This window comes from Alloyangia pacifica, assembly GCF_003111685.1.
In the GTDB taxonomy this organism is placed as follows: Bacteria; Pseudomonadota; Alphaproteobacteria; order Rhodobacterales; family Rhodobacteraceae; genus Salipiger; species Salipiger pacificus_A.
In genome coordinates this window covers 883,555-896,682 of sequence record NZ_CP022189.1, presented here as the reverse complement: position 1 = coordinate 896,682, position 13,128 = coordinate 883,555, and the positions used below count along the sequence as shown (strand labels likewise).

Genomic DNA, 13,128 nt, shown 5'->3' with positions numbered 1-13,128 from the left:
TATGGCGCCGACGCACGAACGGGGTACGGATGATGACGAAGACGGTGGCGGTGATCGGCGCGGGCATCGTGGGTGTGAGCACGGCGATCGAGTTGCGCCGCGCCGGGCACGAGGTGGTGCTGATCGACCGCGAAGGCCCGGCCTCGGGCACCAGCCACGGCAATGGCGGGGTGCTCGCCGCGGCGGGGGTGCTGCCGGTGACCGGGCCGGGGCTCTGGAAAAAGGCGCCGAAAATGCTGCTCGACCCCGACCAGCCGCTGTTCCTGCGCTGGTCCTACTTGCCCAGGCTGATGCCTTGGCTGATGCGCTACATGTCCCATGCGAACGCCGAGGCCGCCCTGACCCGCGCCCGCGCCATCGCGCCCTTGCTCGGCGACAGCCTCGCGGATCACCTCGCGCTCGCCGGCGGCACCCCGGCAGAGAAATGGCTCATCCCGTCGGATTACGTCTTTGCCTATCCCGACCGCGCCGCCTTCGAGGCCGATGCCTTCGGCTGGAAGACCCGAAGCGATCTCGGCTATGCGCACGAGGTGCTCGAGCACGGCGCTTTCCAGGCCTACGACCCGGCGATGAGCGCCGACTTCACCCTCGGCGTGCGCCAGCCGAACCACGGCCGCATCACCGACCCGGGGCACTACGTGAAGGACCTTGCCGCCCATGCCCAGACCCTCGGTGCGCGGCTGGTGATCGGCGAGGTGCGGGATTTCGTCGAGGACGGTGGCAGGCTGACTGGCCTCAGGATCGGCGGCGAAACCCTGCCCTGCGATGCCGCGGTGGTCGCGACCGGCGTCTGGTCCGGCCCGCTGGCAAGGCGCCTTGGCCTCAATGTGCCGCTGGAGAGCGAGCGCGGCTGCCACCTCGAACTCTGGGAGCCGTCGGTCATGCCGAAGTCCCCCGTCATGTTCGCCGCGCAGAAGTTCGTCGCCACCCCGATGGAAGGCCGCCTGCGCCTGGCCGGGATCGTTGAATTCGGCGGGCTCGACGCACCGCCCTCCGCCGCGCCCTTCGACCTGCTGCGCCGCTCCATTCGCAAAGCGATGCCGGGGCTCACCTGGACGCGCGAGGTGGAATGGATGGGACACCGCCCCTCGCTCGCCGACTCGCTGCCTGTGATCGGCGCCGCGCCGGGCCTCGCGGGCGCCTACGTCGGCTTCGGACACGATCACGTCGGCCTCACTGCGGGGCCCAAGACCGGACGGCTGCTGGCGCAATTGGTTGCGGGGCAGAGGCCCAACATGGATCTCGCGCCCTTCGCGCCGGACCGCTTCTCGTAAGCCCTGCCCGCGATGCGCCTCCTGCCGTTCCTCGCCCGCCATGCCCGCTGGCTCATGCTCATCGGCCTCGCCTTCGGCATCGCCCTGCCGCAGGCGGCGCAGGTCGTGCGGCCGTGGCTGTCGGAACTGGTCGCGCTGATGCTCTTCGTCGCGGCGCTGCGCATCGGCCCGCGCGCGGCGCTCGGCGCGGTGCATCACCTGCGCGGCACGCTCGGGGCGCTGCTGGTCTTCCAGCTGCTCTGCCCGCTGGTTCTGATCGCCCTCGCCGCCGCCTTCGGCCTGCTGCAAAGCCCCGCGGCGCTGGCGCTGATCCTGCTCATGGCCGCGGCACCCCTGGCCAGCAGCCCGAACCTGACGCTCATGGTCGGCGGCGCGCCCGGCCCGGCGCTGCGCATGCTGATCCTCGGCATGCTGATCCTGCCCGCCACCACCCTGCCGGTCTTCGCCCTGCTGCCTGCCTTCGGCGGTGCTGCGGGCATTCTCGGCGCCGCGCTGAAGTTGCTGCTGGTCATCCTCGCAGCGACCGGGCTGGCCTTCGCGCTCCGCCCGCGCCTGCTGCCGCGCCCCGGCCCCGCGGCCCTGGCCCGGCTCGACGGCGCCTCGGCGCTCCTGATGACCACCATCGTGCTTGCCCTCACCTCCGAGATCCGCCCCGCCCTGCTGGAGCGCCCGCTCGAGCTGGCAGGCTGGATGGCCCTGGCCTTTGCCGCGAACCTTGGCCCGCAGGCGCTGATCCTCTGGCTGCGCGGGCGCGGCGGGGGCGGCGAGGCGCTCGACGCGCTGGCGATGATCGCCGGCAACCGCAACATCGGCATCTTCCTCGTCGCCCTGCCGGCGCAGGTGACCGACCCGCTGCTGCTGTTCATCGGCTGCTACCAGGTGCCCATGTTCCTGACCCCGCTGCTGATGACCCCGCTCTACCGCCGCGCCCGCGCCGCAGGGGTTGGCTTTGCCGATCAGGCCGCTATCACCGGCACAGACAACGGAGACCGCAATGCCCCTCAATCCCGCCGATGACGCCTTTGCCGAGACCCTGAGCCGCGCGCTGCCCGAGGGCACGCTGCGCCGCACCGAGCCGCGCTACCTCGAAGAGCCGCGCGGCCGCTGGCTGGGCATCTCGGGCTGGGTGGCGCTGCCGCGCAACGTCGAAGAGGTCTCGGCCATCACCCGCGCCTGCAAAGCGGCCCGCGTCGGCCTCTTGCCCTACGGAGGCGGCACCGGGCTCGTCGGCGGGCAGATCGCCCCCGACGGCCCCGCCCCGCTGATCCTCTCGCTCGAGCGCATGACGGCCATACGCGCCAGCTACCCCGAGGAGAACGTGCTTGTCGCCGAAGCCGGCGCGGTGCTGGCCGACGTGCAGGCTGCCGCGCTGGAGGGGAACCGCCTTTTCCCGCTCTCGCTCGCCTCCGAGGGCACCGCGCGGATCGGCGGGCTGCTCTCGACAAACGCCGGCGGCGTCAACGTCCTGCGCTACGGCAATGCCCGCGAGCAGGTGCTCGGGCTGGAAGCCGTGCTGCCCGACGGCACGATCTGGCACGGGCTGAAACGGCTGCGCAAGGACAACACCGGCTACGACCTGCGCGGGCTGCTGCTCGGCGCCGAGGGCACGCTGGGGGTGATCACCGCCGCCGCGCTCAAGCTCTCTCCGGTGCCCGCCGCCACCGGCACCGCGCTGCTGGCCGTCGAAAGCCCCGCCGCCGCGCTCAGCCTGCTGGCGCTGGCCCGCGAACAGCTCGGCGAGATGGTCAGCGCCTTCGAGCTCATCGGGCGCATGGGATTCGACTTTATTGCCGAGGCGCTCCCCGATGTGCGCCAACCCTTTGCCGAAGCACCGGGGTGGTGCGTTCTGGTCGAGCTCGGCCTCGCGCAGGGCATGGACCCGGAGACGGCGCTCGAGGCCCTCTTTACCGCCGGCATGGAGGCTGGCCTCGTCAGTGACGGGCTGGTGGCCCAGTCCGAGGCGCAGGCGCAGCAGTTCTGGGACATCCGCGAGCGCATCCCCGAGGCCAACCGCCACATCGGCGCCATCGCCAGCCATGACGTCTCGCTGCCGCTGAGCGCCCTGCCCGAGTTCATCGAGACCGGGCTGACAAGGCTGGCAGAACTCGGCGAATTCCGGGTCAACTGCTTCGGCCACCTCGGCGACGGCAATCTGCATTACAATGTCTTCCCCCCGAAGGGCCGGAAAAAGCAGGACTACGTCGATGTCCGCGCCGATGTGCAGCGCTGCGTACACGATCTCGTCCACGAGATGGGCGGTTCGGTCAGCGCCGAGCATGGCATCGGCCGCCTGAAGGTCGACGATCTAGAGCGTTACTCCGACCCGGCCAAGCTGGCCGCCATGCGCGCCATCAAGGCGGCGCTGGACCCTGTGGGGATCATGAACCCGGGCGCGGTGATCCGCAGCTGACGCATGCGTCCCGTCCGGCGGGGCGGCGCAGCGCCGCCCCGGCCTTGCTCAGGCAGGTGACTTGTAGGCCTGCGCCGCCTTGCCCGCTTTCTTCTGCATCTCCATCAGCTCTTGCGCCGAAAAGGCCCGGACGGTCTGGATGTTGCTCACCATGCCCGAGGCTCCGACCCCCATGAGGCTGGCCAGCAGGTCATGTACGTCGGAAACCTCCGCGATCACCATCCAGTCGGTCGGGCCGGTCGTGGCATAGAAGGACAGCATCTTGCCGCCGCCCGCCTCGACCACCGAGCGCGCGCCCTCTTCGCGGTCGCTGGGATTGGCGATCATACCCTTGAGAGCCGCCGCCGTGTAGCACCCCGTCACTATGAATGTCGGCATACCGAGTCCTCCCGGGTAGGACTCGCGGGTCGTCCTCTGCACCACGCAGGCCGATCCGGCCCGCATCCTCCCGGGTAGAATGTTACCACAGTCCAAGCTCGGTGCGGCGACCGGAAGCGTGTCAGCGGACGGGGATCACCCGCAGGTGCGGCTGCCGGTGCGCGCTGCGCGCTCCGAGCGGATCATCTCCAGCTCGTTCTCCACCGCGGTGCCGGAATTGACCGCCTCGTCGGCGGTGACATCGTCGCGGGCGTTGCGCTCGCGCAGGACACGTGCGGCGCCCATCGTGTCCCGGGCGTTGCGCAGCACCACGACCCTCTGCAGCTCCGAAGCGCTGGTGCTGCCGCCCATCGCCGCATCAAGCTGGTCGAGCGCGGCGAGCGCCTCGTCGTGACGGCAGGCGATGGCAAGTTCGGTGACTTCTGCCGACATCCCGCCCCCGCCGGTCGGGCCGGAACTCTGCGGCGGCGCGGAATGGGTGCAGGCGGCGATGAGGAGCGGGCCGAGGGCGATGACCGCCGGAGCGCCGGTCAGCCGGGACAGGATGGGCAAATGCATGGTCTTTTCCTCATGTTAGGTCATCCTGCGGTCCGCGCGGCGCCGCGATCCCGCCTTCGCGGATGCTGCGCGGCTTGTCCGACCAATTCAAGGCATCGGTCGCGCTCCACCACAAAACCGGCACGGGACCGTGGCTCGCCTACAGCGGTCAGATAGACCGGAGGGATGGATCGGCCAGACGCGAACCGGAAAACGGCCTGCGCCGGAGCGAGGTCAGTTCCACCAGGGACCGTGGTGCGCCTCCTTGCCATCCACCCGGTCAAAGCCGTGGCGGCCGAAGAAATCCCGTTGCGCCTGGATCAGCGCCGCCGTGCCACGTGGCTGGCGCAGCGTGTCCCAGAACGCCAGCGCCGAGCCGAGCACCGGCAGCGGATAGCCCGCCGCGATCGCCCCCGAGACCAGCCGCCGCAACGCCGGGATGCCCGCCTCGAGCACCGGCGCAAAGCGCGGCGCGAGGAAGAGTTGCCCCTCGGGCGGAGTCTCGCGGAAGGCGGCAGAGATGTCGTCCAGGAGCCGCGCCCGGATAATGCAGCCGGCGCGCCAGATCTCGGCGATGCGGGCAAAGTCGAGCTGCCATCCGTATTCGGCAGAGGCGGCTGCGAGGATGCGGAAGCCCTGCGCGTATTCGAGGATGCGCGCCGCCAGCAGCGCCGCCTCCAGCTCTTCGAGGTCCGGCGCAAATCTGGCCCGATCCGAGCCGAACGCCGCGCCCGCGACCTCGCGCAGGTCCTTCTCGGCGGACCAGGCCCGCGCCGCGACGGCCCCCTCGATCATCGTCGCCGACTGGCCGAGTTGCACCGCCTCGATGGCGGTCCAGCGGCCGGTGCCCTTCTGCCCCGCCCTGTCGAGGATGGTATCCACCATCGGCCCCTGTCCCAGCGGGTCGTCGTAGGAGAGCACGGTGCCGGTGATTTCGAAGAGGTAGCTCTCCAGCGGGCCATCGTTCCAGCGCCCGAACTGCGCGCCGACCTCGGCGGGCGACAGGCCCGCACCATGGCGCAGCAGGTCGTAGACCTCGGCGATCATCTGCATGTCGGCATATTCGATGCCGTTATGCACCGTCTTTACGAAGTGCCCCGCCCCGTCCGGCCCCATGCGGTCGGCACAGGGGGCACCATCGAACTGCGCGGCGATCTTCGACAGGATCGGCTGCAGCCCGGCCCAGCTCTCCTCGGACCCGCCGAACATCATCGAGGGCCCATGCCGCGCGCCCTCTTCGCCGCCCGACACGCCGAGGCCGACGAAATGCAGCCCGTGCTCGGCGAGTTGGGCGCTGCGGGCGCGGGTGGCGTGGAAATCGGCATTGCCGGCGTCGATCACCGTGTCGCCTGTCGCGAGCAGCGGGACCACCTGCGCGAGAAATTCATCCATCGGCCCCGTCGAGGGGATCATCGCCAGCAAGAGCCGCGGTCTTGGCAACGCGGCGATCAGCTCTTCCAGCGTGTCTAGAGCGGTCACATGCGCCGCGAAGGGCGCGGCGCGGGTCATGAACTCCGCGATAGGCGCATCGCTGCGGTTCGACACGGCGATGTCGATGCCCTTGTCGGCCATGTTGAGCGCCAGCGCCGCCCCCATCGTGCCCAATCCGTAAATGCCGATCCGCGGGTCTGCCATGCCAGCCTCCTGTGCTTCTGCTGCGGAAGATAGCGATACCAGAGCCCCGGGCAAGCCGCCGATACGGGTCCGCGATGCACATGCACTGTGCGTCCCCCGTGCTTGGGAATAGCGTGTCCCAAGACCCTGGAAACCGGGCGCTGCCGCCCGGCTTCCTCTCTTTCAGAATACGCCGGGCGAGACCGGCCTCAGGCGGGCAGGGGCAGAGCCCCCTCCCCGCGCGCAACGCATCACGCGCCGAGGCACCAGCGCATGATCGCCTTCTGCGCGTGCAGACGGTTCTCCGCCTCGTCCCAGATCACCGACTGCGGCCCGTCCATCACCTCCGAGGTGACTTCCTCGCCGCGGTGCGCCGGCAGGCAGTGCATGAAGAGCGCGTCCTTGCCCGCGGCCTCCATCAGCTTCTCGTTCACCTGGTAGGGGCGCAGCATGTTGTGGCGCCGTTCCTTGGCGCTCTGCGCGTCATGCATCGACACCCAGGTGTCGGCCACGATCAGGTCGGCGCCCTCGACCGCCTTGAAGGGGTCGCGCTCGATGGTGATGCTGGCGCCCTCGTTGCGGGCAAGGCCGACGAACTCCATCTCGGGATCGAGCTGCACCGGGCCGGTGAAGGTCAGATCGAAGCCGAAGCGCCCGGCGGCATGCAGGAAGGACGAGCAGACATTGTTGCCGTCGCCGCACCAGACCACTTTCTTGCCCTTGATCGGGCCGCGGTGCTCCTCGAAGGTGAGGATGTCGGCCATGATCTGGCAGGGGTGGGTGCGGTCCGTGAGACCGTTGATCACCGGCACCGTCGCAAACTCGGCCATCTCGGTCAGCACTGCCTCGTCGAAGGTGCGGATCATGATCATGTCGACGAAGCGCGACAGCACCCGGGCGGTGTCGGCGATGGTCTCGCCATGGCCGAGCTGCATGTCGTTGCCCGAGAGCACCATGGTCTGCCCGCCCAGCTGGCGCACACCGACATCGAAGGAGACGCGGGTTCGGGTCGAGGGCTTCTCGAAGATCAGCGCCACCATGCGACCGTCGAGCGGGGTCTCGTCATCGGCCATGGCCTTGGGGCGGCCGTTGCGGCTGTCCTTGATTGCCTTGGCGCTGTCGATGATCCCCCGCAGGTCCGCCGGGTCGGTTTTGTGAATGTCGAGAAAATGGTTCATCTGTCGGGTCTTTTTGTTGGGCCGGGGTTGGGGGCGCTGCCCCCGTCCGCGCGGCGCGCGAACTCCCCCGGGATATCTTGGCCTAGAAGAAACTCAGGCAGTCCTCAGGCGGTCACCTGGGCGGCAACCTCCAGAGCGGTGGCGGTGGCGTCGAGACGGTCTACGGCCTCGGCGATCTCTTCCTCGGTGATGGTGAGCGCCGGCAGAAGGCGCACGACATTGTCCGCAGCGGGCACGGTGATCACCAGCTTGTCGTAGCCGGCCTTGACGAAGTCCGCCGGGGCGACCTTTGTCTTGAGGCCAATCATCAGCCCCTGGCCGCGCACCTCCTCGAAGATCTGCGGATGCGCCGCGACGAGGCCCTCGAGCTTCTGGTTCAGCAGTCCGGCCTTGCGGCCCACCTCATCGAGGAATCCGTCCTCGGTCAGCACGTCCATCACCGCGCCGCCGACGGCGCACCCCAGCGGGTTGCCGCCATAGGTCGAGCCGTGGGTGCCGACGGTCATGCCGGAAGCGGCCTCCTCGGTGGCCAGCACCGCGCCGAGCGGGAAGCCGCCGCCGATGCCCTTGGCGACCATCATGATGTCGGGCGTGATGCCGGCGAACTCATGCGCGAAGAGACGCCCGGTCCGGCCCATGCCGCATTGCACCTCGTCGAGGATCAGCAGGATGTCCTTGTCGTCGCACAGCTTGCGCAGCGCTTTCAGCTGATCATCCGGCAGCGGACGGATACCGCCCTCGCCCTGGATCGGTTCGATGAGGATGGCGCCGGTCTGCGCATCGATGGCCGCCTCCAGCGCGTCCATGTCGCCAAAGGGCAGATGCTTGAAGCCGGGCAGGATCGGGCCGAACCCCTTGACCATCTTCTCGGAGCCCGCCGCCGCGATGCCCGCCGAAGAGCGGCCATGGAACGAGCCGGTGAAGGCGATGATGTCGGTCTTCTCGGGCTGCCCCTTTTCGTACCAGTACTTGCGCGCCATCTTCACGGCGAGCTCGCAGGCCTCGGTGCCGGAGTTGGTGAAGAACACCGTGTCCGCGAAAGTGGCGGCCACGAGCTTGTCGGCCAGCGCCTGCTGTTGCGGGATCTCGTAGAGGTTCGACACGTGCCAGAGCTTGCCCGCCTGCTCGGTCAAGGCCGCCACCAGCGCGGGGTGGGCGTGGCCGAGCGCGTTCACTGCGATGCCGCTGCCGAGATCGAGAAAGCGTCGTCCGTCCTCCTCGATCAGCCAGCAGCCTTCGCCCTTCACGAAGTGAAGCGGCGCGCGCGAATAGGTCGGCAGGACGGAGGGGATCATAGGGGCTTCCTCTGCAATGAGGCCCGATTGGTGCCAAGGGCCCGGGGCCAAGTCAAGTTTTCAAGGGAGTGTCTGACGGACAAACGACGGCACGCGCCCGGATTGGGCACGGCGGGAGGAGCTCAGGCTCGTCGGATTCGGATCGCTTGCGTCATGTGCAGGCTCTTGCCGGGTTTCCCCGCGTAAATCAAGCGCCTTGCGCGGATCAGCCCGCAAACGGGTCGTCCGGGTAACCGACCCCCATCAGGTAGAGCCCATCCGGCGGGCAGACCGGCCCGCAGGCGGCGCGGTCGGCAGCGCCGAGCGCGTCCCTGACGTCGGAAGGTGCCCAGCTGCCCGCGCCGACCCGCTCCAGCGTGCCGACGATCGAGCGCACCTGATTGTGCAGGAAGCTTCGGGCGCGCAGGTGGAAATGGAACTCGGTGCCCGCGCCGGTCTCGACCTGCTCGATCCGGCACTCGTCCAGCGTTTTCACTGGCGAGGCGGCCTGGCACATCGTCGAGCGGAAGGTGGTGAAGTCGTGCAGACCGATGAGATGCGCCGCGCCCTCGCGCATCGCCTCGAGCGACAGCTTGTTCATCACCCGCCAGACCTGCCCCGTTTCCAGCGTCGCGGGCGCGCGGCGCACAAGCACCCGGAAGAGGTAACGCCGCTCCGTTGCCGAGAAGCGCGCGTGCCAGTCGTCCGCGACGGCGGCGCAGGCGCGGATCGCCACGGGCGCTGGTTTGAGGTGGAAGTTCAGCGCCTCGCCAAGGCGGAACGGATCCCAGTCCTTTTGCATGTCGCAATGCGCCACCTGCCCGCGGGCGTGCACGCCCGCGTCGGTGCGCCCGGCGGCGGCGATGGTGTGCTCGCGGCTCTCGAGCTTCGCCAGCGCAGCCTCGATCGCCCCCTGCACCGAGGGCTGATCCGCCTGACGCTGCCACCCCGCGAAGGGCCCGCCGTCATATTCCACCAAAAGCGCGTATCTGGGCATGGCCAGCCCCTTAGCGCGCCGCCGCGCGCCCATCAATCCCCGCCGCGACCCGGCGCATTCTTCTTGGTCCAAATATCCCGGGATGGAGTCGCCGCAGGCGGAGAGGGGCCGCGCCCTGCCCGCAACCCGGCCCCGAGGCACTGGCATCCCGCCCCCCGCGCCTCTATCTCTAGGGAAACGCAGAACGAGGGACGCCACCTTGGTCATCGGAACCATCGCCGACACGCTCACCCGCGGGGTCGGCAACGTCACCGACACGCTGTCGGAAACCTTCTTCGAGCCGGTCGTGCGCATCGGCGTGACCGGGCTGTCGCGCGCCGGCAAGACGGTGTTCATCACCTCGCTGGTCGCCAACCTGCTCGACCGCGGGCGGATGCCGCAGCTCGCCGCCGAGGCGGAATCGCGCATCCTCACCGCCTACCTTCAGCCGCAGCCCGACGACACCGTGGCGCGCTTCGACTACGAGAGCCACCTCTCTGCTCTGACCGCGCGCGCACCGCGCTGGCCCGACAGCACCCGCGCGGTCTCGGAGCTGCGGCTCTCGCTCAAGGTGCGCCCGACAGGGCTGCTCGCCGGGCTGCAGGGGCCGCGGACGATCCATCTCGACATCGTCGACTACCCGGGCGAGTGGCTGCTCGATCTCGGCCTGCTGGAGCAGAGCTTCGAGCAGTGGACCGAGGAGACCCTCAAGCGCCTTCCGCAGCGCCCCGGCTCCGAGCCCTTCCTGGAGCTGCTCGGCGAGGTCGATCCCAACGAGGACTTCTCCGAACCCAAGGCCAAGGCGCTCGCTGAGGCCTTCACCTCGGCGCTGCACGTGGCGCGCGAGGCGGGGTTTTCCGACTGCACGCCGGGGCGCTTCCTGCTGCCCGGCGAGAGGGCCGGCAGCCCGGCGCTGACCTTCGCGCCGATGCCGAAGCCGGACAGCCCCGCACGCCGGGGCCTCTGGCGCGAGATGGAGCGGCGCTTCGAAGCCTACAAGGCCCAGATCGTGAAGCCCTTCTTCCGCGATCATTTCTCGCGCATCGACCGGCAGATCGTGCTGGTGGATGCGCTTGGCGCGATCCATGCCGGCCCGCCGGCGCTGGACGACCTGCGGCGCACCATGGCGGGGATTCTCAAGGCCTTCCGCCCCGGCTCCAACGCCTGGCTGACGCAGCTCCTGCGCGGGCGGCGGGTCGAGAAAATCCTCTTTTCGGCGACCAAGGCCGACCACCTGCACCACAGCCAGCACCCGCGGCTGACCGCCATCATGGAAGCGCTGACCCGCGAGGCGCGCGACCGCGCACGCTTTGCCGGGGCCGAGACCGCGGCCATGTCCATCGCCGCGCTGCGCGCCACCGTCGAGCAGACCTTGCCGCACAATGGCAGCGAGCTCGACTGCGTGCGCGGCACGCTTCTCAACCCCGACGGCACACGCGGGCGGCAGGCCGCCTTCTACCCCGGTGCGCTGCCCGAGGATCCGGCGCATCTGCTGACCCCGGCGCGCGAGGGGGCGACCGGCTGGCTCGACGCCGATTACGAGATCATGCGCTTCGCCCCTGCCCCGCTGACGCTGAAACCCGGCGAGGGCCCGCCGCACATCCGCCTCGACCGGGCGGCGCAATTCCTCGTGGGGGACAGGCTGTGAGCCCTCTGCTGCGCCCCGCCCGCCCCACCGACGCCGGCAGCCTCGGCGCGATGATCACCGATGCGGTTGCCGCGCATGCCTGGAAGCCCGCGCTGCACAGCGGCGCCGAGGATATCGCCCACGCCGGCACGATGATCGAGCGCGGCTGGGTTACCGTGGCCGAAACCCGTGGCGGCGCGTTGCTGGGATTCCTCGCGCGCGAGGGCTCTTACGTGCACGCACTTTTCGTCACGCCCGACGCCCAGGGTCGCGGCATCGGCCGGACCCTCCTGCACGACGCCCAGCGCGCCGCGCAGCGGCTGGAACTCTGGACCTTCCTCGCCAACGACCGCGCCCAGCGCTTCTACGAGCGCGCGGGCTTTGCCGTGACCCGGCGTGGCGACGGCTCGGCCAACGAGGAAGGCCTGCCCGATCTTTTCTACGTCTGGGAGGCGCCCGCCACCCGCAGCATGGAGGCCCGCGGATGAGCGATCTCCCGCCCGAAGGCCCGCGCAAGCAAGGCCCGATCCTTTTCGACCTCGACGAGCAACAGCCGCCTCTGAGCCCCTCCGAAGCACCGCCGGTGCCCGAGCCGGATTTGCCCGGCCCGCAGGGACAGGCGATGACCACCGCCGCGGCGCTGGCCGCGCGGCAGCCGTCCAAGCTGGCGCGCTGGTTCTGGGCGCTCGCGGGCGCGCTGGTTTCGGCGCTGATCTCCATCGCTGCCTGGCGCTTTGCCATGGACCTCATCGCCTCGGTGCCGCTGCTTGGGCTCGCGGTCTCGGTCCTGATGGGGCTGGTGGTGCTGGTCGGACTGGCAATCGTGGTCAAGGAGCTTGCCGCCATGTCGCGGCTGGCCAAGGTCGATGCGCTGCACCGGGCCGCCGATGCGGCGTTGGCTTCCGATGACCTCAAGGCCGCGCGCAAGGTGGTCGACCAGCTCTCGAACCTCTACGCCGGGCGCGAGGACACGCGCTGGGGCCGCGAGCGGCTGAAGGAGCGCGGCGCCGAGGTTTTCGATGCCTCGGGGCTGATCGGGCTTGCCGAAAACGAGCTGCTGGCGCCGCTCGACGCCGCCGCACGGCGCGAGGTCGAGGCCTCGGCCCGGCAGGTGGCGACGGTGACCGCGCTGGTGCCGCTGGCCCTGGCCGACGTGGTTGCGGCGCTTTCCTCCAACCTGCGGATGATCCGCCGCATTGCTGAGATCTACGGCGGGCGCTCAGGCACCTTGGGCAGCTGGCGACTGACGCGGGCGGTCATGTCGCATCTGGTCGCTACGGGTGCCGTGGCGGTTGGGGACGACATGCTTGAGCCGGTGCTCGGCGGCGGCCTCCTCGGCAAGCTCTCGCGCCGCTTCGGCGAGGGGCTGGTGAACGGCGCGCTGACCGCCCGTGTGGGCGTGGCCGCGATCGAGGTCTGCCGCCCCCTGCCCTTCACCCGCCGCAACCGCCCCTCGGTCCGCGAGATCATCCGCACCGCGCTGGCAGGATTCGTGATCAAGGAGAGCGGCAAGGGGTGAGCCCGGCGCGCCCACATTGAGGCGATCCGGGGCCGCTATTCTCGGCCCTGCGTTGGCTCGCAGTTGGGGCGCGATGCTTCTGGAAGTGTTGGGGCGGCCAGTGCCGTGTAAGGAGTTATATGTCGGCACTGGCCTGAGGGATGCCCCGGTACGAGAGGCATCACTTGGGAGGACGTCCTCGCCCGGACCATCCGTGAGTGGTGGCGGGCCCAGCTCTTGGGCGAGGAGCACAACAGGACGCAGGCTCTAATAGGCCTGCGCTACCGGGGGTGCAGCGGCTTCGGTCCCTCCGCTCCACCCAGAGGCGGAGCCAGCGGCCCCGCGTCCCGAGGTGGCGGGGG

12 protein-coding genes are annotated in these 13,128 nt (G+C 69.8%); 6 read left to right on the top strand and 6 right to left on the bottom strand.

What is annotated here, in order from left to right; all coding sequences use genetic code 11:
- Positions 1-32: 32 nt before the first annotated feature.
- From CEW88_RS04275 to CEW88_RS04265, 3 genes are read left to right on the top strand one after another with little or no spacing between them, the layout of a single operon-like run.
- On the top strand, positions 33-1,274 hold the full coding sequence (locus tag CEW88_RS04275) for an NAD(P)/FAD-dependent oxidoreductase (RefSeq protein ID WP_108967530.1): 1,242 nt from the start codon (positions 33-35) through the stop codon (positions 1,272-1,274).
- Positions 1,275-1,286: 12 nt separating this feature from the next.
- Positions 1,287-2,291, top strand: a complete 1,005-nt coding sequence (locus CEW88_RS04270; RefSeq protein ID WP_159099552.1) for a hypothetical protein — start codon at positions 1,287-1,289, stop codon at positions 2,289-2,291.
- Positions 2,269-3,684, top strand: a complete 1,416-nt coding sequence (locus CEW88_RS04265; protein WP_108964837.1) for an FAD-binding oxidoreductase — start codon at positions 2,269-2,271, stop codon at positions 3,682-3,684. Before CEW88_RS04270 ends, CEW88_RS04265 begins: the two co-directional genes overlap by 23 nt.
- A 48-nt stretch (positions 3,685-3,732) precedes the next feature.
- Here the strand turns inward: CEW88_RS04265 and CEW88_RS04260 are convergent, their stop codons facing one another.
- The 6 genes from CEW88_RS04260 to truA all read right to left on the bottom strand — a co-directional run bounded on the left by CEW88_RS04260 (position 3,733) and on the right by truA (position 9,662).
- Positions 3,733-4,062, bottom strand: coding sequence for a GYD domain-containing protein (locus CEW88_RS04260; RefSeq protein WP_108964836.1), 330 nt, complete (start codon positions 4,060-4,062; stop codon positions 3,733-3,735).
- 135 nt (positions 4,063-4,197) lie between these two features.
- Entirely contained in the window at positions 4,198-4,620 is a 423-nt protein-coding gene (locus CEW88_RS04255) for a hypothetical protein (RefSeq protein ID WP_108964835.1), read from the bottom strand.
- A gap of 213 nt (positions 4,621-4,833) precedes the next feature.
- A complete protein-coding gene (gene gndA, locus CEW88_RS04250) occupies positions 4,834-6,234 on the bottom strand; it encodes an NADP-dependent phosphogluconate dehydrogenase (RefSeq protein ID WP_108964834.1) in 1,401 nt (466 codons plus the stop codon).
- A 230-nt stretch (positions 6,235-6,464) separates the two neighbouring features.
- Positions 6,465-7,391: an ornithine carbamoyltransferase gene (gene argF, locus CEW88_RS04245; RefSeq protein ID WP_108964833.1), complete on the bottom strand. Its 927-nt coding sequence runs from the start codon at positions 7,389-7,391 to the stop codon at positions 6,465-6,467.
- Positions 7,392-7,495: 104 nt separating this feature from the next.
- The gene (locus CEW88_RS04240; RefSeq protein ID WP_108964832.1) at positions 7,496-8,686 is read right to left on the bottom strand and encodes an aspartate aminotransferase family protein; all 1,191 of its coding nucleotides are present in this window, start codon (positions 8,684-8,686) and stop codon (positions 7,496-7,498) included.
- A gap of 205 nt (positions 8,687-8,891) precedes the next feature.
- Complete coding sequence (gene truA / locus CEW88_RS04235) at positions 8,892-9,662, bottom strand: tRNA pseudouridine(38-40) synthase TruA (protein ID WP_108967528.1); 771 nt, start codon at positions 9,660-9,662, stop codon at positions 8,892-8,894.
- Positions 9,663-9,861: 199 nt separating this feature from the next.
- Between truA and CEW88_RS04230 the strand changes: the two genes are divergently transcribed.
- The 3 genes from CEW88_RS04230 to CEW88_RS04220 are packed head-to-tail and all read left to right on the top strand — an operon-like array spanning position 9,862 to position 12,787.
- Complete coding sequence (locus tag CEW88_RS04230; RefSeq protein WP_108964831.1) at positions 9,862-11,289, top strand: YcjX family protein; 1,428 nt, start codon at positions 9,862-9,864, stop codon at positions 11,287-11,289.
- Positions 11,286-11,756 (top strand): GNAT family N-acetyltransferase, encoded by a 471-nt coding sequence (locus CEW88_RS04225; RefSeq protein WP_108964830.1) that lies wholly within the window; start codon positions 11,286-11,288, stop codon positions 11,754-11,756. Before CEW88_RS04230 ends, CEW88_RS04225 begins: the two co-directional genes overlap by 4 nt.
- Complete coding sequence (locus CEW88_RS04220) at positions 11,753-12,787, top strand: YcjF family protein (protein WP_108964829.1); 1,035 nt, start codon at positions 11,753-11,755, stop codon at positions 12,785-12,787. Before CEW88_RS04225 ends, CEW88_RS04220 begins: the two co-directional genes overlap by 4 nt.
- The last annotated feature ends 341 nt before the right edge of the window (positions 12,788-13,128 follow it).